The organism is Gordonia sp. 852002-10350_SCH5691597 (genome assembly GCF_001665715.1).
Taxonomy (GTDB): domain Bacteria; phylum Actinomycetota; class Actinomycetes; order Mycobacteriales; family Mycobacteriaceae; genus Gordonia; species Gordonia sputi.
Map to the genome: position 1 here is coordinate 16,747 of NZ_LZMO01000269.1, position 21,577 is coordinate 38,323.

20 protein-coding genes are annotated in these 21,577 nt (G+C 63.7%); 16 read left to right on the top strand and 4 right to left on the bottom strand.

The genetic code is table 11. The features are described from left to right. Positions 1 to 79: 79 nt before the first annotated feature. The 11 genes from A5777_RS20405 to A5777_RS20455 all read left to right on the top strand — a co-directional run bounded on the left by A5777_RS20405 (position 80) and on the right by A5777_RS20455 (position 10,627). Entirely contained in the window at positions 80 to 640 is a 561-nt protein-coding gene (locus A5777_RS20405; protein ID WP_064864136.1) for a helix-turn-helix domain-containing protein, read from the top strand. A gap of 247 nt (positions 641 to 887) precedes the next feature. Then, positions 888 to 1,412: an MSMEG_0572/Sll0783 family nitrogen starvation response protein gene (locus A5777_RS20410; RefSeq protein WP_064864139.1), complete on the top strand. Its 525-nt coding sequence runs from the start codon at positions 888 to 890 to the stop codon at positions 1,410 to 1,412. A gap of 45 nt (positions 1,413 to 1,457) precedes the next feature. Next, complete coding sequence (locus tag A5777_RS20415) at positions 1,458 to 2,357, top strand: carbon-nitrogen hydrolase family protein (protein WP_064864141.1); 900 nt, start codon at positions 1,458 to 1,460, stop codon at positions 2,355 to 2,357. Further along, positions 2,350 to 2,667, top strand: a complete 318-nt coding sequence (locus tag A5777_RS20420) for an MSMEG_0570 family nitrogen starvation response protein (RefSeq protein ID WP_064864143.1) — start codon at positions 2,350 to 2,352, stop codon at positions 2,665 to 2,667. The genes A5777_RS20415 and A5777_RS20420 overlap by 8 nt, the downstream gene beginning before the upstream one ends. Beyond that, positions 2,664 to 3,950, top strand: coding sequence for an MSMEG_0569 family flavin-dependent oxidoreductase (locus A5777_RS20425; RefSeq protein WP_064864145.1), 1,287 nt, complete (start codon positions 2,664 to 2,666; stop codon positions 3,948 to 3,950). Before A5777_RS20420 ends, A5777_RS20425 begins: the two co-directional genes overlap by 4 nt. A gap of 71 nt (positions 3,951 to 4,021) precedes the next feature. Continuing rightward, the gene (locus tag A5777_RS20430; protein WP_064864147.1) at positions 4,022 to 5,077 is read left to right on the top strand and encodes an MSMEG_0568 family radical SAM protein; all 1,056 of its coding nucleotides are present in this window, start codon (positions 4,022 to 4,024) and stop codon (positions 5,075 to 5,077) included. Between the two features lies 1 nt (position 5,078). Then, complete coding sequence (locus A5777_RS20435; RefSeq protein WP_064864149.1) at positions 5,079 to 6,512, top strand: MSMEG_0567/sll0787 family protein; 1,434 nt, start codon at positions 5,079 to 5,081, stop codon at positions 6,510 to 6,512. A 47-nt stretch (positions 6,513 to 6,559) separates the two neighbouring features. Continuing rightward, the gene (locus A5777_RS20440) at positions 6,560 to 7,408 is read left to right on the top strand and encodes a carbon-nitrogen hydrolase family protein (RefSeq protein WP_064864151.1); all 849 of its coding nucleotides are present in this window, start codon (positions 6,560 to 6,562) and stop codon (positions 7,406 to 7,408) included. Continuing rightward, positions 7,408 to 8,547 carry an MSMEG_0565 family glycosyltransferase gene (locus A5777_RS20445; RefSeq protein ID WP_064864153.1) on the top strand — a complete coding sequence of 380 codons (1,140 nt, stop codon included), beginning with the start codon at positions 7,408 to 7,410 and terminating at the stop codon, positions 8,545 to 8,547. The genes A5777_RS20440 and A5777_RS20445 overlap by 1 nt, the downstream gene beginning before the upstream one ends. A 134-nt stretch (positions 8,548 to 8,681) precedes the next feature. Then, positions 8,682 to 9,629 (top strand): alpha/beta hydrolase, encoded by a 948-nt coding sequence (locus A5777_RS20450; protein WP_082933772.1) that lies wholly within the window; start codon positions 8,682 to 8,684, stop codon positions 9,627 to 9,629. 143 nt (positions 9,630 to 9,772) lie between these two features. Beyond that, positions 9,773 to 10,627, top strand: coding sequence for a helix-turn-helix domain-containing protein (locus A5777_RS20455; RefSeq protein WP_064864186.1), 855 nt, complete (start codon positions 9,773 to 9,775; stop codon positions 10,625 to 10,627). Between the two features lie 480 nt (positions 10,628 to 11,107). On the opposite strand, the gene A5777_RS20460 is transcribed toward A5777_RS20455, so the two are convergent. Continuing rightward, entirely contained in the window at positions 11,108 to 11,971 is an 864-nt protein-coding gene (locus A5777_RS20460) for an LLM class F420-dependent oxidoreductase (protein ID WP_064864155.1), read from the bottom strand. A 194-nt stretch (positions 11,972 to 12,165) separates the two neighbouring features. Between A5777_RS20460 and A5777_RS20465 the strand changes: the two genes are divergently transcribed. Beyond that, on the top strand, positions 12,166 to 12,936 hold the full coding sequence (locus A5777_RS20465) for a TetR/AcrR family transcriptional regulator C-terminal domain-containing protein (RefSeq protein ID WP_064864157.1): 771 nt from the start codon (positions 12,166 to 12,168) through the stop codon (positions 12,934 to 12,936). Next, positions 12,933 to 14,615 (top strand): acyl-CoA dehydrogenase family protein, encoded by a 1,683-nt coding sequence (locus tag A5777_RS20470; RefSeq protein WP_064864159.1) that lies wholly within the window; start codon positions 12,933 to 12,935, stop codon positions 14,613 to 14,615. The genes A5777_RS20465 and A5777_RS20470 overlap by 4 nt, the downstream gene beginning before the upstream one ends. Here the strand turns inward: A5777_RS20470 and A5777_RS20475 are convergent. Next, positions 14,590 to 15,501, bottom strand: coding sequence for a LysR family transcriptional regulator (locus A5777_RS20475; RefSeq protein ID WP_269447017.1), 912 nt, complete (start codon positions 15,499 to 15,501; stop codon positions 14,590 to 14,592). The two genes, A5777_RS20470 and A5777_RS20475, sit on opposite strands and share 26 nt — an antisense overlap. Positions 15,502 to 15,701: 200 nt before the next feature. Beyond that, entirely contained in the window at positions 15,702 to 17,069 is a 1,368-nt protein-coding gene (locus A5777_RS20480) for an FAD-binding oxidoreductase (protein WP_064864161.1), read from the bottom strand. Between the two features lie 116 nt (positions 17,070 to 17,185). Between A5777_RS20480 and A5777_RS20485 the strand changes: the two genes are divergently transcribed. From A5777_RS20485 to A5777_RS20495, 3 genes are all read left to right on the top strand, one after another. Further along, the gene (locus tag A5777_RS20485) at positions 17,186 to 17,614 is read left to right on the top strand and encodes a nitroreductase family deazaflavin-dependent oxidoreductase (RefSeq protein ID WP_064864163.1); all 429 of its coding nucleotides are present in this window, start codon (positions 17,186 to 17,188) and stop codon (positions 17,612 to 17,614) included. A 44-nt stretch (positions 17,615 to 17,658) separates the two neighbouring features. Continuing rightward, complete coding sequence (locus A5777_RS20490) at positions 17,659 to 18,603, top strand: serine/threonine-protein kinase (protein WP_064864165.1); 945 nt, start codon at positions 17,659 to 17,661, stop codon at positions 18,601 to 18,603. 256 nt (positions 18,604 to 18,859) lie between these two features. Beyond that, positions 18,860 to 20,341, top strand: coding sequence for an amino acid permease (locus tag A5777_RS20495; protein WP_064864167.1), 1,482 nt, complete (start codon positions 18,860 to 18,862; stop codon positions 20,339 to 20,341). Positions 20,342 to 20,362: 21 nt separating this feature from the next. Here the strand turns inward: A5777_RS20495 and A5777_RS20500 are convergent, their stop codons facing one another. Next, on the bottom strand, positions 20,363 to 21,463 hold the full coding sequence (locus A5777_RS20500; RefSeq protein ID WP_064864188.1) for an amidohydrolase family protein: 1,101 nt from the start codon (positions 21,461 to 21,463) through the stop codon (positions 20,363 to 20,365). Between the last annotated feature and the right edge of the window lie 114 nt (positions 21,464 to 21,577).

Consider the following 21,577-nt stretch of genomic DNA (forward strand, 5'->3'; position numbering starts at 1 on the left):
TACCTGAATCAATATTGGCTCGCATGTCACAGCTCTTCGCCGCATCCGAGGCGGCATCTCCGCCTGATAAGTTGCCCGAATGGAGGACGACCAGGATCACCTCGCCCGCGCACTGGGCGCCGCCATCCGGGTTGCGCGCAAGAACCTGGGGATGACCCTCTCTGAAGTCGCCAAGAAGACTGCACTGTCGCAGCCGTTCCTGAGTCAGGTCGAGAACGGCAATACGACGCCGAGTGTGCTCAACCTCCACAAGATCGCCCAGACCCTTGGCACCACCGCGCACGCCCTGCTCGAGCAGAGCGACCGAATGCCAACGACAGTCTCCCGCTCGAGTGACACCCCCGGCTACGACCTCGGACCGAACGCCTCTGTCCGCTTTTGCATTTCGGGAACACGTCTCCTCGACTGCAACGAAGTCACGGCAGGACCTCACACCGAGCAGGACTCCGACAACACGCACGCGGGTGAGGAGTTCGTTTTCGTGATCACGGGCGAGCTGCACATGACGGTCGACGGTCGCGACTACACACTCGGCGCTGGCGACACCATCCACTACGCGGCCATGTTGCCGCATCGCTGGCACAACGAGTCCGACGCCGAGACCCGGTTCCTGTTCGTGGGTACGCCGCCGAGTTTCTGAGCACACGCGCCTGCCCACCATCTTTCGGACGCCATTTTCGGACGCCATCGGCATTGGTTACGCGCTGCCGCGTATGAGTTATTCCGCGCGTAACCACCACGAAATATCTCGAGCGTGAACTTACTGATGCAGCCGAAACGACCAGCACACGCCCCGCAGCGAAGCGTCGGCTCCACTCTCGAGGCAATGTCGCCTCCCCATCCTTCACCCGTCCGCGTGGACTCGCGGCAGCACCCCGAGGAGCATCGTGTCTTCCTTCGACGCGTCGATCAGCGACAACATCACCAAGTCCCTCAACGAGATTCCCCATCCCTCCCTGCCCAAGGGCTCGAACATCTACGGCGGGACGAAGATCTTCCCCGACTACCAGGCAGAGGACGGCGAAACGTATTTCACCCTGGTACACGGCATCGCCCACGAGTCGTCGGTGTCATTCGTCGCAGTCCTGCAAGCCACCCGCGCACTCCGCAAGGGTTTCGAGTCGGCGATCTACTTCTACGGTCCGGGTGCCATCAATTGCCTTGCCACACGCGGCTTCCCGAAGACAGGCGACTCCGGCTTCCCGGGCGAGCAGAACATCAACGACTCCCTGGCCACGTTCATCGCCGAGGGCGGGACCGTCTTCTGCTGCCGGTTCGGACTGGCATTGCACGGCGGTCGAGAAGAAGACCTCATCCAGGGCGTGATCCCCGCCCATCCACTCGACGTGCAGGATGCAGTCATCCACTACGCCCGTAAGGGCGCGATCATCAACTCGACCTACATGGTCTGAGATGACAATGCGCACAACATACTTCGACCATGTTCCGGGGTTGACATGACCAGAGTGGCAGCAGTCGCGGCGAATTTCTCGCGCGATCTCGAACAGAACTACGCAACCATCGAACACTTCGTCGCAGAGGCGAGGCGTGCGAGCGTCGACTTCCTCGTGTTCCCCGAAGCGGCGATCGGTGGCTATCTCTCGTCGCTGGGCAATCACGGCGACACCATCAAGAACACGACACGATCACTTCCGCCTGCGATCACTCTCGACGGTCCCGAGATTCGCCGTGTGCAGGCAATCGCGGGGGACATGGTCATTGCGATCGGCTTCTGCGAGTTGGCCGACGACGGCGAAACCCGTTACAACGCTGCAGCTTTGCTCGACGGCGCACAGATCTACGGCAGCTACCGAAAAGTGCATCAACCACTCGGTGAGAACATGTCGTACTCATCGGGCACCCACTACGGCGTCTTCGACACGCCGGTCGGGCGCGTCGGACTCCAGATCTGTTACGACAAAGCCTTTCCCGAGGCAGCCAGGTTGATGGCACTCGACGGCGCCGAGATCATCGCCAGCCTGTCGGCGTGGCCTGCCGCTCGAACTGCGACTGCGGACAACCTCCAGGAGGACCGCTGGACCTACCGGTTCAACCTGTTCGACGCCGCACGAGCGCTCGACAATCAGGTGTTCTGGATCGCCTCGAACCAGTCTGGGACGTTCGGATCGCTGCGCTACGTCGCCAACGCGAAGATCGTCGACCCCGGCGGCAATGTACTGGCAACCACCCTGCTGTCGGAGGGCATGGCTGTCGCCGACATCGACATCGCCGAGACGTTCACGACGATGCGCGGCGGAATGTTCCATCTGCGCGACCGCCGACCCGACGTCTACGGACCGCTCACCGAACTCGACGCGACAGGCACCGCAGGGTGGAGGGATCTGGCCCATGCCTGAGATGACATTCGTGGTTCGGTGGCCAGACGGAGCCACCCAGAACTGTTACTCGCCGAGCCTGGTGATGCATGACCATCTCAGGGCCGGTGAGCAGTACACCGTCGGCGACTTCCGCGAGCGCTCCACAACGGCTCTGCGCGAAGCAGCCGAAAGAGTCCGCGCGAAGTATGGATTCGCATGTACGTCGGCAGCCGCGACGATCGATGAGATCACTGAAGCGGCAGCACGATTCGATTCGCGCGAGCATGTGCACATCGTCGACATGTATCCGCCGTTGCCAGCCCCGTCGACCCTGGAGACCTCCTCATGAGCACACCGGCTCATTCCACTCACGTGCCGGTCGTCATCGTCGGAGGTGGCCAGGCCGGCCTGTCGGTCAGCTGGTATCTGTGTCAGGCCGACGTCGAACACCTTGTGGTGGAAGCCAAGACCCCGACGCACGCCTGGGCCGACTCACGGTGGGACAACTTCACTCTCGTCACTCCGAACTGGCACTGCCACCTCCCCGGTTACGCCTATGACGGTCCCCACCCCGACGGCTTCATGACCCGAGACGAGGTCGTCGAGTGGCTGGGCGGGTGGCTCGAGACATTCGACGCCCCGATCCGAACGCATACGACGGTAACCCGGCTACGTCAGATCGACTCGGCGACTTTCGAACTCACCCTCCAATCCGGCGAAGACGTCGAACTGGTCACGTGCGATCAGGTCGTCGTCGCGACGGGTGGCTACCCACTCCCAGTGATACCGCCCTACGCGGCAGCACTCGATTCCTCGGTGCAGCAACTGCATTCCGAGCAGTACTTCAACCCGGAACAGCTTCCGGATGGCGCTGTCCTCGTCGTCGGGAGCGGGCAGTCGGGAGCACAGATCGCCGAAGACCTTCATCTGGCAGGCCGTCAGGTGCATCTCGCAGTCGGCAACGCACCGCGGGTTGCACGACGTTACCGGGGACGGGACTGCATGACGTGGCTGGCCGACATGGGCCTGTACGACACCCCCACCGCACAGTACCCGGGAGGCAAAGCGGCACAGGAGAAGACAAACCATTACGTGACGGGCCGAGACGGTGGCCGCGACGTCGACCTCCGCCAGTTCGCCACAGAGGGCATGCGCCTCTACGGCTCGCTCACGGGCGGCAAGGACTCAGGACTGACCTTCGCGCCGACACTGCGCTCAGCGCTCGACAAGGCCGATTCCGTGTACAACTCGATCTGCGCCGACATCGACCGTTACATCGACGCCCACGAGATTCAAGCACCTCCACCATCGCGATACGAACCCGTGTGGCAGCCCGACGCTGAGCCCACACATCTCGATCTCATCGAATCGGGCGTCACCAGCATCGTGTGGGCGATCGGATTCCGACCGGATTACCGCTGGATCGAAGCGAGTGCGTTCGACGGCGGGGGTCGTCCCATGCAAACGCGTGGAATCACCCAGGTACACGGCCTGAGCTTCATCGGACTGCCGTGGATGCACACCTGGGGGTCGGGACGATTCCTCGGAATCGACGCCGACGCAAAGTACGTCGCCGACTCGATCATCGAAGCGCTCGACGACACGCACGAACACGTCCGCGTCGCTTCCTGACAGCCAACCAGACGTGACGGGCCATCGATGTCTCGGCTTCACTTCCACTCTCCACCGAACGGAGCACACACGTGACCGTTTCCACACGTACAGATCTCGCCCTGCTGGGTATCCGCGGCACCCCTCCCGTCAACCGGACCGGTGGTGCCGGGCCGACCGACGACGGACACCTGATGATCGACGGCCTACACGCTGCGATCCCACGAAATCCGGCCAGCCCGTTCAGCTTCGACGGCGACCGTGTCCTCTACGACGGCCATGACACCGGACTCGACGTACAAGCCGTCTCTCGTCCGCGGTTCTACGACCTGGTCACCGACGAGGGCGTCAGCTACGAGAAGATCGCGAAACTGCACGGCAGCAATGTTCTTGCCACGACCGTCGTACAGACCTGCATCCGCTACGACGCCGATCAACGGTGTCGATTCTGTTCGATCGAGGAGTCACTGCGGTCGGGGTCGACAGTCGCGGTGAAGAAGCCCGCCGACCTCGCGGCAGTCGCGCGTGCAGCCGTCGAACTCGACGGTGTCTCGCAGATGGTCATGACCACGGGCACGTCGGCGGGCCGCGACCGCGGCGCAAAACACTTGGCGCGCTGCGTCCGTGCCGTGAAAACCGCTGTGCCCGACCTTCCGATCCAGGTGCAGTGCGAGCCGCCCGCCACGATCGACACGATAACCGAACTTCGAGAGGCCGGAGCCGACGCGATCGGCATACACGTCGAATCGCTCGACGACGATGTTCGTCGGCGTTGGATGCCCGGCAAGGCAACTGTGTCGCTCGACGAATACCGCGCCGCCTGGGACGAGGCCGTCCGAGTGTTCGGCCGAAACCAGGTGTCCACCTACCTCCTGGTCGGTCTTGGTGAGGACCCGGACGAGATGATCCGGGGCGCACAGCAACTCGCGGACTCAGGAGTGTATCCGTTCATCGTTCCCTTCCGACCACATGTCGGTACCCTCGCCGTCGACGTCGACGACGCGCGGGCCCCCGATCCCGCCATCGTGGAGAAGATCAGCCGCGAGGTCGCCGGACATCTGCAACTGATCGGCATGTCGGGGTCGGATCAACGTGCGGGTTGCGCGGCTTGTGGCGCGTGCAGCGTGTTACCGAACGTCGGAGGGTGACATGATTCTCGATGGTCGAGACACGACTCCGTACGGAACCGCCCACCGTGATCTCTCGATACTGGCCGGCCAACCCCCGGCTCCGCCGCCCTTCCTCATCCGAGTTGCCGACGAACCGTCCACGGTGACCGCCCATCACGCACTACGCCATCGCGAGTTCGTCGAACGTCAGGGACTGTTCGACGCGTCGGACCGCGACGACATCGATGACGACCCCCGGACCGTCGTTCTGGTCGCGGTCACCCGGGATGGTGCTGTCGTCGGCGGAGTTCGTCTGGCGCCCAACCACACTCCAGACATCGGTTGGTGGTCGGGTAGCCGTCTGGTCGTGCTCGACCCCCAGCACTCCGCCGGGATCGGGGCAGCTCTCGTGCGGGCCGCGTGTGCTCATGCCGAGTCGATCGGTGTCGTACGGTTCGATGCGACTGTCCAGGACCGCTACGCGCCGATGTTCTTGTCCCTCGGCTGGCGTGATTGCGGGGCCGGCGAGACGATCGCCGGACGAACTCATCGTCGGATGCGGTGGCCTATCGGTCGGATACAACGGACCGTAGAAGCCACGAAGGCGATATTGGCCGAGGTTCTCAGCCCGTTGGCAGATCAACCCGACGGTCTGGGGCCCAAGGGTTTCCGCGGCGACGACGGAACACCGGTGCCGGGCACCGATGTCATCGCCGCCTGCGACGCGATTCTTCCCTCGATGGTGGAGCGCGATCCCGAATGGGCCGGATGGTGTTCGGTGCTGGTGAACATCAACGACCTGACCGCGATGGGAGCAACTCCAGTGGGACTTCTCGATGCCGTTGGCGCGCCAACTCGAGGACAACTGACGAGGGTGATCCGGGGTCTCTCGGATGCGGCGAAGGCGTGGCAGACGCCGGTTCTCGGTGGTCACACCCAGGTCGGCGTGCCCGCCTCCCTCTCGGTGACGGCGCTGGGGCGAACTGACCATCCGGTGGCGGCGGCAGGGGGTCAGGTGGGCGACGTCGTCTCGCTGACGGTTGATCTCGGAGGCGGTTGGCGTCCGGGATACCACGGAACGCAGTGGGACAGCACCAGCAGTAGAAGCACGACAGAGCTAGCGCCTATGGCTCGATTCGTGAGCGAAACACGTCCCGCCGCAGCGAAAGACGTCAGCATGGCAGGGATCACAGGCACTCTCGGCATGCTCGCCGAGGCGTCGGGGACCGGCGCCGAACTCGACGTCGCTGCCATTCCGCGTCCCGCAAGCGCTGACATGGGATCGTGGCTCACGTGCTTTCCCGGTTACGCGATGCTGACCGCCGACCGCCGTCCGCTCACTACCACGCCAGGCCCCGCGACGTCGGCGGCATGTGGAAGGCTCACTACCGAGCCAGGGGTCCGTCTGCGGTGGCCCGACGGTGAAGTGACAGTAGCCGTCGCCAACTCTGTGACCGGCCTTGGCACTGCATGACAGCAGTACCGATGGGTAGGGTTCGATGACATGACCGGTTCGATGACATGACCACGGTGACGCTGGGGGCGCTCGCCGCGCACTTCGGACGCGACGTCGAACGGGGACTGTCCAAGGCGCTCGGCATCATCGAGGTCGCAGCGCGCGACAACGTCGATCTTCTCGTCTTTCCCGACGCGTCGATCGGCGGGTACATCGGCGATCTGCGCGCGCCCGATCACTACGAGCTACCACCGGCACTCGACCCGGACGGACCCGAGTTGGCGGCGATCATCGCTGCGGCAGGCGACATGACAGTCTGCATCGGCTATACGGAGGCCGATGCAGACCGCAGGTTCAACACTGCGGTCTGTGTGTCGGGTGACGGAATCCTCGGTCGTCACCGCAAGGTTCATCAGCCTGCAGGCGAGAGCGAGGCCTATTCCGCAGGCGACTCCTTCCACGCGTTCGATACCCCGGTCGGGCGACTGGGCATGCTCATCGACTACGACAAGACCTTTCCCGAATCGGCCAGAACACTTGCTCTCGACGGCGCACGCGTCATCGCTGCGCTGTCTGCGTGGCCCGCAAGCGTGACCGACCGTGCCGCACGCTTGCCTGCCGACCGGCAGTCACGGCTTTTCGACCTGTACGACTGCGCCCGCGCCGCCGAGAACCAGGTCTTCGTTGTCTCGTCGAATCTCACCGGGGTCACCGGATCACTCCGGTTCCTCGGCCAGGCGAAGGTGGTCGGGCCGGGTGGTGAGATCCTGGCGACGACGCGATCGAAGGGCGGCATGGCACAGGTGAGTGTCAACGTCGATGCCGAGATTTCGCGTGCGCGTAGGGTTCTCGATCATCTCGCAGAACTACGTCCGGACGTGTACCGGGTAAGCGAATCGGCAACGGAGGAATAGTGCGCATTGCGCTGATCACCTACTCGACCAAGCCACGTGGCGGGGTGGTGCACACCCTGAACCTGGCCGAGGCACTTGGCCGACTCGGCGCGGAGGTGACCGTCTGGAGTCTGGCGCGTGGCGGCGATCAGGGATTCTTCCGGACCGTCGATCCCTTTGTGCACCAACGTCTTGTTCCTTTCGAGAACCGGGATGACGAGTCGATCACCGAACGGATAGTACGGTCGATCGATTCGTTGCGCGCCGCGTTCACGGCCGACGAATACGATATCGTCCATGCACAGGACTGCATCAGCGCGAACGCTGTCGGCCACTGCATCCGGACGATTCATCATCTCGATCAGTTCACCACCCCGATCCTGGCGGAGTGCCACGAAAAGGCTGTGGTCGCACCGTATGCACGGATATGCGTGTCGCGTGGTGTCGCGGACGAGGTGCGAGCCGGATGGGGCCTGTCCCCCACCGTGATTCCGAACGGCGTCGACTTCGCCCGATTCCACGATGCTGCGTCGAACACTCCGGAGGCCATCGCGCGTCGCGAGGGTTGGCGGAATCGACTGGGACGGTACGTACTCGCGGTCGGAGGCATCGAACCACGCAAGGGCAGCATCGACCTGCTCGACGCTTATGCGCTCGTGCGCGACACCGACCCCGACCTCGGTCTGGTGTTCGCCGGAGGCGAGACCCTCTTCGACTATCGCGACTACCGGAGCGAATTCGACTGCCGCCAAACCGAACTCGGACTACAGCCGACGGTCCTCGGCCCGGTTGACGACGACCAGCTGCCGTCACTGGTGGCTGCGTCGGAAGTCTTCGCCTTCCCCTCCACCAAGGAAGGGTTCGGACTCGCAGCAATGGAGGCACTCGCCGCCGCTCGCCCCGTCGTGGCGCGTGAACTGCCCATCCTGCGCGAGGTCTTCGGGGACACAGTCATGTACGCGGAGAGCGCGGGCTCCCTCGCGGACGGAATCCTCGCCGCGAGAACCCCAGACGCACAGCGTGCACATCACGGCAGGTCTCTTGCGAGATCACTGACCTGGGAGGCGGCCGCACGCGCCCACCTGGCCTTCTATCGCGATCATCCTGCGCAGGGTGTATCAGCCACTACCTCGTCGAATCCATGGGCCTCGTCGACCTGAACGAGCCTATGTCGTTTCGTGACTCGATGTTCCTAGGAATGATCTTTCCTAGGATCGTTTCGGTCCTGCCGCGGTGCCGAGTCACCTCGCAGACTGGTCTTATCAGCCAGTCACCCAGAAGAGGAGGCGCCGAGATGGCCACCGCCACGGCAACCAACATCAAGCACGTCACATTCCGCAACCCCGACATGTATTGGGATATCGCTGCGGACATCTACTTCCCGCCGAACTTCGACGAGAACACCAGCTACCCCACGATCGTTGCGGCGCATCCGATCGGCTCGTGCAAGGAGCAGACCGCGGGCAACATTTACGCGACCGCACTGGCCGACGCCGGCTACGTCGCGATCGCCTTTGACGCCAGTTTCCAGGGTGAAAGCGGCGGCACGCCACGCTTCATCGAAGATCCCACCCAACGTGTGGAGGACTTCCGCCACGTCGTCGACCACCTCGAAACACTTCCGTATGTCGACAGCGATCGCATCGGTGTCCTCGGAGTGTGCGGCGGTGGCGGCTACACACTGAACGCCGCGATGACCGAGAAGCGGTTCAAGGCCGTCGTGTCGATCACAGGCGTGAACTATGGCCGGATGATCCGCGAGAATGCAGCGGCCGCCGACGGCGTGATCGCAGCCCTGCAAACCATTGGGACACAACGCTCGGAGTATGCGCGCGGTGGCGATCCCGTCGTCAGCGGTTTGCTTCCCGAGTCCGCCGAGGCAGCCCAGCAGGTCGGCGACATCGACATCATCGAGGCCTACGACTACTACCGCACCGACCGCGGCCAAGCATCCAACGGGTGCGTGTTGTTCGAAGCCGGCCACGGTGCCGTGGCACTCGGCTGGGATGCCTTCCACCTCGCCGAGGAACTACTCACCCAGCCGTTGCTCGTCGTCGTCGGTGACAAGCAAGGCGCCTTCGGCGCCTATCGTGACGGGCACGAGATCATCGAACGCGCCGCGTCGAAGGACAAGAGACTCGTTGTCCTCGAAGACGTATCGCACTACGACCTCTACGACCAGCCAAAGGGCGCCGGCGAGGCACTCAAGACCGTGATCCCGTTCTTCGGCGAACACCTCTGATCGGCGCCGTACCGACAACGCCCTGACGAGCCACACGAGAGCGGTGTTCTGCATCCTGCTGGGATGCAGAACACCGCATCACTCGTACCCGGAGTTGATCTCTTTCCATGAGCACCACCACGCACCACTCGTACGCTGAAGGAATGCCTACCCGCGGCCCTGAGCCACACCTCAAAGAACTCGGCGCGTTCCTACGAACGCGGCGCGGTGAACTCACCCCCGCACAGGCAGGCCTACCCGAACTCGATCAGCGACGCCGCGTCAGCGGCTTACGGCGTGAAGAGGTCGCACAACTGGCGTCGATCAGCACCGACTACTACACCCGCATCGAACAGGGCCGACTCGCCCCGTCACCGCCGGTGCTGACCGCGCTCGTCGATGCCCTGCACCTCGACAGCGACCAGGCCGAGTACCTCGACAGTCTCGCCGACCACGCAGGCCACCAACCGGCGACGACGAAACCCGCACGCGCAGCCAGTCGTATCCGTCCCCAGGTCCGACGCCTCATCGATCAACTCGCCGACACCCCTGCCATCGTCCTGGGCCCGCGCACCGACATCCTCGCCTGGAACCGCCTGGCCGCCAAGGTCTACGTCGACTTCGACGCCTGCGATCCGCGAGAGCTCAACTACGTCCGATTGATCTTCACCGACCCACTCATGCGCACCCTGTTCGACGACTGGCCCTCGGTCGCACGCTCATGCGTAGCGATCCTGCGGCGCGAAGCCGCAGCCAACCCCGACGACCCCGCCCTGGCCGCACTCGTCGGCGAACTCACCATCGCCGACCGACAATTCGGCCAATGGTGGTCGGCACGCCACGTCGCACGACAAGACTTCGGCACCAAAACCCTCAACCACCCCGCCGCCGGACAACTCGTCCTCGACTGGGAAATCTTCCGATACGCCGGCGCGCCAGAACAACAACTCATCCTCAACTTCGCCGAGGAAGACTCCCCCACCCAGCAGCGGCTCGCGGAACTGGTTCGTGCCGACTAGGTGCACCGTGAATCATGCCACCCAGAGTTCCCAAGGGGCATGGGGGGCTTACCGGCTGATGTGCTACTCGACGCCGGAAAGGTCAGTGTCGACAGACACTCCGCTCCCCGACTCCATGATGGAGGCATTCCCGGCCGCTTCCGGCATGACCGCAACCGAAGACGGTGCACCAGAACCACTTCGAGAAGCCCTGGCGAATCCCTGGGCAGCTGCTGATACAGCCGCGGCGCAGCGGTGATGGCATTCCCGCAGTGGGCGCACCGTCGTTGCCGACTACGTCGACGCGCTGTCGATATCGAATCATCCCCAAAGATCCCGGCGGCAGTAGCGATGGCATACGGGTGGGGCGTCACCGAGATGCGAGGCGACAGGTGCCTTAGAAGCCACACCTCGCAGTCACTTTCAGAAGCAACAGATCCAAATCCCTCCATTGCTTCGGGACTGCTGCATCGATAGGTGACATCTGATCTGGCTTGCCCCTCAGCGCTCCAACCATCGTTGCGCAAGCGTCGCTGTCCATTCTTCGACGGCGTCGGCCTCATCGGGTGGCGAATCGACGATGACGAGCTCGCTGACACCGAGATCCTCGAGCGCACCGAGATCAGCGTTCGACGGTGACCGGAGTGCGACGGCGATATAAAGGTCGTCCGCCGAGCGGCCACGCTCGGCGCACTGCGCCCGCAGCGTCGCCATACGATCGGCCACCTCATCGAGTCCGTCGACGTTGAAGCCGTACCAGCCGTCGGCCCATTCGGCGACGCGCGTCAACGCACGATCGCTGTTGCCGCCGAGGATGATCGGCAGGTGACGTTGCGTCGGCTTCGGGTTGACGCGCACACCCCGGAAGGACACGAACTCGGAGTCAACGGAAGCGATTTCATCGGTCCACAGTGCGCGCATCGCCGCGACATATGCCGCCGTTCGTTGCCCCCGACGTTCGAACGGAACACCCAGAGCGTCGAATTCTTCGCGAGACCAACCGATCCCCACGCCCAGCGTGAATCGTCCGCCGCTGAGACGATCCAGCGACGCCACCTGCTTGGCCATGATCACCGGATTGTGTTCCGGCAACAGCAGGATGCCGGTGGCCAACCGGATCGTCGACGTATGGGCAGCGGCAAACGCAAGGCACGTCATGGGATCGAGCCAGTCGGCCTCGGCCGGCACAGCGATCCGTCCGTCAGGTGTATACGGATACCGCGACACCGGCTCGTCGACCATGACCACGTGCTCCCCACACCACAGCGTCGCAAACCCCAGCGCCTCCGCGTGACGCGCGGTTGCCGCGATGATGGCGGGATCCGCACCGGTACCGATTCCCACTGCGTGCAGTCCTATTCGCATGAGCTAACACTAGTGATCAGCGCCCGCGAGGACGGCGATGCGGTTCGCACTGCGAGAATTGGACTCTCCCTGGCGATCGGTCCGGGACACCGCAATACTTGTCCACGACCACCACCCACCACCGTTGACCTCGACGTCCGTGGCGTTTATTGTGTCTCATACAAACTTGTCGGGCATACAAACAGCGAGGTGGCGTGGCTTCTTCTACACCGCAGCGTGCGACGCGTAGCGCAGGGAAGCAGACGCGCCAAACACTGCTGCACGCCGCCGACCACGTGTTCCGCACGGAGGGTGAGACCGCGTCGGTCGCGCAGATCTGCGAACGCGCAGGCACGTTTCCCAACCAGGTCACGTACTACTTCGGCTCGAAGGAACAACTATTCGTCGAGGTGGCGTGTGCCGCGGTACTCCGCGCGGGACGCCACGCCGAGGAGGCTGCCGAGGCCACTCCGACAGTCCGCGACTACGCCCAAACACTCGTGACCACACTGCTTGGACCGGAACTCCGGGGCGTCGAGATGTTCACCACCGCAATGCTTTTGGTCTCACGACGCGATGATCTGCGAGAGCTCATCACGACCACGCTTCACACCCTGCACGAGCGCGGCGAGAAGGCGCTCATGCAGAAACTGGTGCGCACCGGTTGGCAGCTGCGTGCCTCGATCGACGTCGAGGCCAAAGCGTTCTGGTCGGCGATTTTCGGTCTGGCGGTGCAGAAGTCGGCGACCGACGACAGTTTGGGGCCGTCGCTCACCGACGCGGTCACGGTGATCTTCACAAACCTCGGCATCTCCGAGGAGGTTCTCAACGCGCGGCTAGGTGGTCTTGACAAGCTCGACCAGCGGGGAAGGCTCGACCAGCGAGAAGGGCTCGACCAGCGTGGGGAACTCGACCAGCGGAGAGAGCAGCTCGACCGGCGGGAGCACCTCGGCCCGCGCGGCGATCGACGAAAGGCAGCACGATGACCTCCACCACCCCGACCACGCGCCCACAACCGCACGTGACACACACGGTGTTCAACCAGTCGGCCCCGCGGGTCGACATCAACGAGTACGAGCTCAACACCGTGCTTGTTGAGGCCGTGAGCCGTCACGACGCCGCTTGGGCCACAAACGAACTCACCGACGTGGGCACACTCGTCGGCAGCGCACAGTTCCAGCACGACGCCAAGCTGGCCAACACCATCACGCCTGAACTGCACACCTTCGACCGCTGGGGCAACCGAATCGACGAGGTCGAGTACCACCCCAGCTACCACCGGATCATCTCCGCGGCAGTCGAACACGGCGCGCACACCCGCTGCTGGGCCGACCCGCAGCCGGGCTCGCACGTCGCCCGTGCGGCGATCTTCATGCTGTTCGGACAGATCGAACCGGGACACGCCTGCCCAGTGTCGATGACACACGCCGTGATCCCCTCGCTTGAGCTACAACCGGACGTCGCCGCTCAATGGGTGCCGAAAGCGTTGTCGCGCAGCTACTCCCCTGATCTTTCGGCCGACAAGTCGTCGGCCATCTTCGGCATGTCCATGACGGAGAAGCAGGGAGGCTCCGACGTTCGCGCCAACACCACCGTCGCTCGGCCGGTCGGCGCTGGCGGTCCCGGCGCCGAGTACCTCCTCACCGGACACAAGTGGTTCTGCTCGGCACCGATGTCCGACGCGTTTCTCGTCCTCGCTCAGGCGGAAGGTGCTGGCGGAGAGGGACTCTCGTGCTTCCTCCTCCCCCGAATCCTGCCCGACGGCACCCGCAACTCGTTCCGCATCCAGCGCCTCAAGAACAAGCTCGGCAACAAGTCCAACGCGTCGAGCGAGATTGAACTCGACGGCACCGTCGCCCTGATGGTCGGCGAGCCGGGCCGCGGTGTACGGACGATCATCGAGATGGTCGCACAGACGCGACTCGACTGCGTGCTCGGCAGCGCCGCCGGTATGCGGCAATCGGTGGCCGAAGCCACCTGGCACGCCCGTCATCGTGCAGCCTTCGGCGCAAGTCTCGCCGACCAACCGGCCATGGCTGCGGTGCTCGCCGATCTGGCGCTCGAGTCCGAAGCCGCAACCGTCACCGCGATGCGCCTCGCTCGGGCACACGACGAGGATGCCGACGACACCGAGCGCTCCTTCCGCCGGCTAGCCACGGCGGTCGCCAAGTACTGGATCTGCAAGCGCGGTCCGCACCACGCCTACGAGGCACTGGAATGCCTTGGCGGAAACGGATATACCGAGGACTTCCCCTTGGCGATGCGCTACCGCGAGCAGCCGGTGATGGCCGTCTGGGAAGGCTCGGGGAACGTCATCGCACTCGACGTGCTGCGCGCGATGACACGCGAACCCGAATCGATCGCCGCATTCGACGCGGAGGTCAATCTCGCACGCGGCGCCAGCACAATCCTCGACGCCCATCTCGACAACGTCCGTACGCAGCTCTCCGAGTTGGCAACGCTCGACGCGTCGTCGGCTCAGCGTCGAGCGCGGCGCGTCGTCGAATCCATGGCTCTTGCGCTCGAAGCCTCACTGCTGGTGCGATTTTCGCCGACGCCGGTCTCGGAGGCCTTCATCGCGGCTCGACTGGGCGACGATCGTGGAGCCGAGTACGGCACTCTTCCCGTCGGCGCAGATCTCACTGCGATTCTGCAACGGCACTGACGCCAACAGCGTCGAGGATGCGGTTGCGCATGCGCGGTGCGGTGTTGGGCAGCCACATCGCCATGACGGGGGTCAGCGGTGGATTCTCGAACGAAATCACGCGGATCTGGTCGTCGTACAGCCAGCCGGGCTGGTTCGTGACGAACGCGACCGCCTGTGGATGTGCAATCACCGACGTGTGCGGCGGGGTGCCTCGAAGGTTGGAGACGATGATCTCGGGTTCGAAGCCCGCGCGACGGCAGTACGACACGATCATGTTGGTGTAGTCGGGTTCGAGCTCGGAGATCACGATCTGACACGACGCGACGTCCTTCATCGCGCACGTCTCATGCGCGGCGAGCGGGTGGCGCGCGTTGACCGCGAGACGTAGTTCGTGACTGGTCGCGATGGCGCCGGCGAGATCGGGCGGAGCCTCCACCGTGCGGGCGAGTGCGAGATCGATGCTGCCGGCGAGGAGCTCCTCACGGATGAATTCCGCGGCAACCGGGCGCACGGTGATCGGCATCGACGCGTCCTGCTGGACCGCCCCCTCGATCACCTGGAAGACCTCCGACGGCGCCAGGCCCTGGGTGTATCCGATCACGTAGGGGTCGGGATTCTGAGCGTCGACCATCCGCACTTCCGACGCGAGGTGCGAGCCGCCCGCGAGCAGTGGGACCGAACCCTCGTACAGTGCCGTTCCGGCAGCAGTCGGTGTGAGTGATCGACGCGACCGCGAGAACAGCTGCACACCGAGTTGTCGCTCCAGATCCCTGATCGCCGACGATAAGGCCTGCTGCGAGATGAACAGACGCTCGGCCGCAACACGTAGTGACGGCGCTTCGATCACTTCGACGAACATTCTGAGACGCCGAAGGTCCAGGTCACGATCAGATGAACTCGTCATAGCTCCCATTATCAACCTGAGATTGACAATTGTCCGGATATTCTCGATGGATGGTTGTGCAAAAGATGATTACAGTGTCATCAGCGGTACAAGCTTGGAGTCAGCGCCTTCCATCTGAAGACGATAGCTGTGCTCGATCCCGGTCCGCATGTCGCAGCACAGAGGGGGCGTTGCGACATGCGGACCGGAGTTTTTTCACCTCAGAGAAGTACACCGGGGTTGAGCAGCCCCTCCGGATCCAGGGCGGCTTTGATTCTCGCCGTGAGTTCCATGACATCGGGTCCGAGCTGATCGGGCAGCCATCCTTTCTTCAATCGTCCGACGCCGTGCTCGCCGGTGATCGTCCCGCCGAGACTGATCGCGAGATCCATGACCTGGCCGAAGGCCGTCTGCGCACGCGCGCTCTCGTCGGCGTCAGCGGGATCGAACACGATCAACGGATGTGTGTTGCCGTCACCCGCGTGCGCGATGACCGAGATCATCACCCTGTTCTCCATCGCAATGGCCTCGACCCCGTCGATCAACTCCGGCAGGGCTGGCAACGGAACCCCGACATCCTCTAGCAGTAGCGATCCGAGCCGTTCGACGGCAGGAATCGCCGCGCGGCGCGCAGCGGTGAACGCCTCTCCCTCGGCAGCGTCGGACGTAGCAAACACCTCGGTCGCCCCGCACTCCGAGAATGCCTTCTCGATCAGTTCCACCTCAGCGACGCCCGCTGGTCCCGGAGCGTCGGACTGGGCAACCAGCAGGGCTCCCGCCTCCCGATCGAGTCCCATCTTGAGCAGGTCCTCGACGGCGTTGATCGACACCGAGTCCATGAATTCGAGCATGGCCGGTCGGATCCTGGCGGTGATCGCGAGCACCGCCTCACTCGCGTGGTGCACCGACGCGAACGTTCCGACCACCGTGCACGCCGACGCCTGCGGCGGTAACAGCCGCAGCGTCACCTCGGTGACGATGCCCAGCAGCCCCTCGCTGCCGACGAACAGCTTCGTCAACGGCAGCCCCGCCGAATCCTTGAGCTGTTTGCCGCCGATTCTGATCGCGCGACCGTCGGCGAGGACGACCTCGAGGCCGAGTACGTAATCAGTGGTGACGCCGTACTTCACGCAGCAGAGCCCGCCCGCGTTGGTGGCGACATTGCCTCCGATGGAACAGATCTCGAACGACGACGGATCGGGCGGATACCAGAGCCCATGTGCCGCAGCCGCAGCCTTGACCTCGGCGTTCAACAGACCCGGCTGCGACACCGCCGTGCGGGTCGCGGTATCGATCGTCAGATTCCTCATCTTCTCGGTCGAGAGCATCACGGCTCCATCGACCGCCGTGGCCCCGCCGGACAAACTCGTCCCGGCACCGCGGGTGATCACCGGGATTCCGTGCGCAGCACACCACCGCACGACGACCTGGACGTCGGCCGTCGTCACGGGTCGGATGAGCGCCATCGGCGTGCCGGCGTCGGGGTCGTTGGCACGATCGTGGCGGTAGCCGGCAAGGATGTCGGGATCGGTGACGACCATCTGATCGCCGAGCGAGGCGATCAGTTCGTCGAGAGGCGCACTGCTCATGAGTTCCAAGCCTAGGCTTCGTGACGATCACCGATGAGCGAGTTGGACGGACGCATGCGCATAACAAAAGTGCGTTTCGCCGACGCCGACGCAGACTCGGTAGACAATGGTCAAACATGAGCGACTTCAATTCGCAGATCATCGACGAGTTTCATGAGAACGACGGCACCGTGTCGGCCATGGGCTTCGGACGCCACCTCGTGGTGCTGCATTCCACCGGCGCAAAGTCGGGCGCCGACCGCGTCAGTCCCCTTCTCGGACTACCAGACGGAGCGGGCGGACGGTTCATCGTCGGCAGCGCAGCAGGTTCGCCGAAGAATCCGTCGTGGGTCTACAACCTGCGCAAGAACCCACACGTGACCGTCGAATGGGCCTCGGACGGTAGCGGCATCGAGACACACTCCGCCACCGCTACAGAGCTCGATCCGGCCGCTCGAGAGCAGGCGTGGCAGACCTTCACGTCGATGTCGAGTCAGTTCATCGAGTACACGAAGACTGCGCAGGGCCGAGTGTTCCCGATCTTCCGTCTGACGCCCACCGACTGACCATCGGTCGCACCGGCTGGTCACCGCACAGATACTCTGACGAGGTGTACCAGCCGGGAACCGACGTGGCCGGCTACACCATCGATGCGCTGGTGGGTAGCGGCAGTAGTGCTGATGTGTACCGCGTTCACCGTGGCGACGAGCGCACGCCACAAGCACTCAAAATCCTGCATTCCGACGAGACCGGCCACACCAGGGCTGCGGAACGTTTCGAGCGCGAGTTCACCATCGCGTCCCGACTTCACCACCCGAACATCGTCGAGATGTATACGCGCGGGCAGATGCAACCCGACGCACAGACAATCCGTCGAGCGCAGGTTCTCGGTGTCCCCGCCGACCGTGTTCCGCCGACGTTGTGGATCGCCATGCAATATGTCGACGGTCCCGCCGCGATCGCGCTGATCCCGTCGCCCACGACAGAACCGGTGGTGCCGACCTTCGTCCGGGTAGCCCAACAGATAGCGGCGGCAATCGATTTCGCGCACTCCCGCGACGTCCTACATCGAGACGTCAAGCCCGCAAACATCTTGCTGACGTCGACACGCCCCGACACCGACGCGTTGCTCTCCGATTTCGGCATCGCGCAGCTAGTCGACGACAACCGGCCACTCGCGCGCAACGGCCGAGTTCAGGGATCGATCGCCTACGCATCTCCGGAACTCCTTCAGGCCAAGCAACTCTCACCGGCAACAGACGAATACGCCTTCGCCTGCACGCTCACCGAACTCCTCACCGGCGCTCCGCCTTACCCACGTACGACGGCATTCGCCATCACCAACGCGCATCTGCGCGACGACCCGCCGCTGCTGACCCGACGTCGACCGTGGCTTCCGTCTGCGCTCAATTCGGTGTTCGCCAAGGCCCTCGCGAAGAATCCGGCCGATCGCTATTCGACGTGTAGCGAGTTCGCCGACATCGTCGCCCGCAACCTCCGCGACGTGCCGGTCCCCCAGCCCGCTGCGGGACGTAGGCCGTGGCGTCGGACCTGAGAGCACTTTTCCGAGAGGTCCGACGCCGCCTTCAGCCTGTGATGCACGACACAGCTCGCCCATTGTTAAATCGGACATCGAATCGCCAGTCGAGCGGCGTCTCAAGACAATTGGGCCCATGCGTCGTCAAATCGACGCCGATCGACCGTCGAGATCGTTAACATCCTGCGTCATCTCGATGTAGCGAAGTGTCGATAGCGTCAGGGGCCGTCCATCTTGTTCCTACGGTCTATCGTCCACAAGCGCACGGGGAGTCATGACAGCCGAACCAACGACGCAGTACGACAATTCAGCGCTCGCCCACGAGGACGAGGGCTACCAGAAGGCGCTCAAACCGCGACAGATCCAGATGATCGCCATCGGTGGCGCGATCGGAACCGGCCTGTTCATGGGTGCGGGTTCCCGCCTTCACGACGCCGGCCCCGGCCTGTTCATCACCTACGCCGTGTGCGGCGTCTTCGTCTTCTTCATCCTCCGCGCACTCGGCGAACTCGTTCTCCACCGACCTTCGTCGGGATCATTCGTCTCCTACGCGCGCGAATTCTTCGGTGAGAAAACAGCATTCGTCACCGGCTGGCTCTACTTCTTCAACTGGGCCGCCACCGCGATCGTCGACGTCACCGCTGTGGCGCTCTACGTGCATTACTGGGGGATGTTCGGGGCGATCCCGCAGTGGCTGATCGCGCTCATCGCACTGTGCATCGTGCTGACGATGAACATCATCTCGGTCAAACTCTTCGGTGAGATGGAATTCTGGGCGTCGATCATCAAGGTCACCGCACTCGTGACGTTCCTCGTCGTCGGAATCGTCTTCCTCGCAGGACGTTTCGAGATCGAGGGTGCATCGACCGGATTCAGCGTCATCTCCGACAACGGCGGAATGTTCCCCACGGGATTGTTCTCGTTGGTGATCGTGACGTCGGGCGTCATCTTTGCCTATGCCGCAGTCGAATTGGTCGGCACCGCGGCGGGCGAGACGGCCGAGCCCGCGAAAGTGATGCCGCGAGCGATCAACTCGGTGATCCTGCGTATCGCCGTGTTCTACGTGGGATCCCTGATAGTTCTCGCCCTCCTCCTGCCCTACACCACCTACAAGGCGGACGAGAGTCCGTTCGTCACCTTCTTCTCGAAGATCGGTGTACCGGCGGCGGGAGGCATCATGAATCTCGTCGTGCTCACTGCGGCGATGTCGAGTCTCAACGCCGGCCTGTACTCGACGGGCCGCACCCTACGCTCCATGGCGCTCAACGGAACTGCACCGTCATTCACCGGAAAGATGAACAAGAACGGGGTTCCGTTCGGCGGGATCGCACTGACAGGAGCGCTGACCTTCCTCGGCGTCATCCTCAACCTGTTCGTTCCCGAAGAGGCCTTCAACATCGCGCTCGACCTCTCCGCGCTCGGAATCATCTCCACGTGGGCAATGATCGTCGCCTGTCAGATCCAGCTGTACCGGTGGGAGAAGAAAGGCATACTCACACGGCCTTCATTCCGACTCCCGGGCACGCCGTACACCAGTTACGCCACGCTCATCTTCCTCGCGGCGGTGGTCGTCCTGATGTGTTACGACGACATCTGGAATCTCATCGCGATCATCGTCGGAACGCCACTGCTCATCGCCGGCTGGTACGGCTGCCGGTCAAAGGTCATGACGCTCGCGGCGCAACGCCAGGGCTACACCGGTGAGTATCCCGTCATGCCTGAGCCGCCGGTTCCGGAAGGACCCGAGGAGAAATAGAAGCCCGCTGCACGACGCCCCTCACGCCTGGCCGCGAGGGGCGTCGTCGACGTTGTACACCCGCAGGGCGTTGTCGCGGAAGATTTTTCGCAAGAAGTCGTCCCCCCACGGATTGAGTACGTCGAGGAGTGCGCCGACAAGCATCGACATCGTCGCATTGGGTCGGTCGAGGGGAAAGTTGGATCCGAAGACGAGTCGTTCCGACCCGAAATGGCTCACCAGGTGCCCGACGAGGGGGCCGATCATCTCGGCGAGAGTCTTTCGGCTCCCGATGTTGCCGTGTGGGTCGTGTCCGTAACCGAGAATCGGCATCGCCAATCCGGACAGCTTCATCACGATATTCGGTTGCGCGGCAAGGCTCACCACGCGCTCATGCCACAGGCGCATGATGTCTGCACGCGCCGCGGCGGTGTTGCCCGTCCGCACACCCATCGGACCGAACACACCCACCGGCGCCCCGATGTGATCGACGACGACCGTGGCCTCGGGGTACTCGCGTGCCAAACTGACCACGTCGTAGAGCTGATGCGAATACACAAACGCCTCCAGCACCAGTCCCCGACGCACCGCTTCGCCAAAGCCACGCAGCGCGGACGTCGACGCCAGCAGACCCTCGTCCGGCGTCGAATCGCGAACGCGCGGATCGGGATGCCGTGCCGCGAGCACCCGGACCGCGCGTACGAGAGGCGTGATGTCGAGGTGTGCGTCGAGTTGCGTGGCGAAGTTGGGCGATCGAGGATCGCCGTGCACGATGAGCCCTCCCAACCGCGGGGCACCGTCGAGACCGAAGGGAAGGCCGATCACGTAGCGGGTTTCCGATAGCTCCTCGGCTTCGGCGTCTGCGATCATGTCGATGTCGCCCGCGTATGCGCGCCAGTGGGAATCGGCGACGACGACGGTGTCGATCGCGACGTCCGCGACCGTCGGGACTCCCGCGATGTCTTTGAGGTACTGCTCGGTCTCGTAGGCGCGCGCGATGACCGAGGGTGTCAGCACGTATTCTCTATCGGCCTGTGAGACCAGCAGGGTGAATGCGCGATCGCCGAGCCTCGGCGTGAGTCGTCGCACCCGCGCGAGGCCCTTTGCCCGCCAAGGAGTCTGACGCGGATTCCACTGCAACATGTGCGCGTCGACGATTCCCGGGAGCACGTTTTCCAGGGAGCACGTTTTCCAGGGAGCCCACAAATACAGGATCCCACATCGCTCCGATTTTCGGATCGATTAAGCGTTCGACGG

What these genes read in the sequence shown, in the direction of transcription:
- A5777_RS20405 (WP_064864136.1), top strand. Translation starts at nt 80, where the DNA reads ATGGAGGACGACCAGGATCACCTCGCCCGCGCACTGGGCGCCGCCATC.
- A5777_RS20415 (WP_064864141.1), top strand. Translation starts at nt 1,458, where the DNA reads ATGACCAGAGTGGCAGCAGTCGCGGCGAATTTCTCGCGCGATCTCGAA.
- A5777_RS20420 (WP_064864143.1), top strand. Translation starts at nt 2,350, where the DNA reads ATGCCTGAGATGACATTCGTGGTTCGGTGGCCAGACGGAGCCACCCAG.
- A5777_RS20425 (WP_064864145.1), top strand. Translation starts at nt 2,664, where the DNA reads ATGAGCACACCGGCTCATTCCACTCACGTGCCGGTCGTCATCGTCGGA.
- A5777_RS20435 (WP_064864149.1), top strand. Translation starts at nt 5,079, where the DNA reads ATGATTCTCGATGGTCGAGACACGACTCCGTACGGAACCGCCCACCGT.
- A5777_RS20440 (WP_064864151.1), top strand. Translation starts at nt 6,560, where the DNA reads ATGACCACGGTGACGCTGGGGGCGCTCGCCGCGCACTTCGGACGCGAC.
- A5777_RS20450 (WP_082933772.1), top strand. Translation starts at nt 8,682, where the DNA reads ATGGCCACCGCCACGGCAACCAACATCAAGCACGTCACATTCCGCAAC.
- A5777_RS20455 (WP_064864186.1), top strand. Translation starts at nt 9,773, where the DNA reads ATGCCTACCCGCGGCCCTGAGCCACACCTCAAAGAACTCGGCGCGTTC.
- A5777_RS20460 (WP_064864155.1), bottom strand. Translation starts at nt 11,971, where the DNA reads ATGCGAATAGGACTGCACGCAGTGGGAATCGGTACCGGTGCGGATCCC.
- A5777_RS20470 (WP_064864159.1), top strand. Translation starts at nt 12,933, where the DNA reads ATGACCTCCACCACCCCGACCACGCGCCCACAACCGCACGTGACACAC.
- A5777_RS20475 (WP_269447017.1), bottom strand. Translation starts at nt 15,501, where the DNA reads ATGACGAGTTCATCTGATCGTGACCTGGACCTTCGGCGTCTCAGAATG.
- A5777_RS20480 (WP_064864161.1), bottom strand. Translation starts at nt 17,069, where the DNA reads ATGAGCAGTGCGCCTCTCGACGAACTGATCGCCTCGCTCGGCGATCAG.
- A5777_RS20485 (WP_064864163.1), top strand. Translation starts at nt 17,186, where the DNA reads ATGAGCGACTTCAATTCGCAGATCATCGACGAGTTTCATGAGAACGAC.
- A5777_RS20495 (WP_064864167.1), top strand. Translation starts at nt 18,860, where the DNA reads ATGACAGCCGAACCAACGACGCAGTACGACAATTCAGCGCTCGCCCAC.
- A5777_RS20500 (WP_064864188.1), bottom strand. Translation starts at nt 21,463, where the DNA reads ATGTTGCAGTGGAATCCGCGTCAGACTCCTTGGCGGGCAAAGGGCCTC.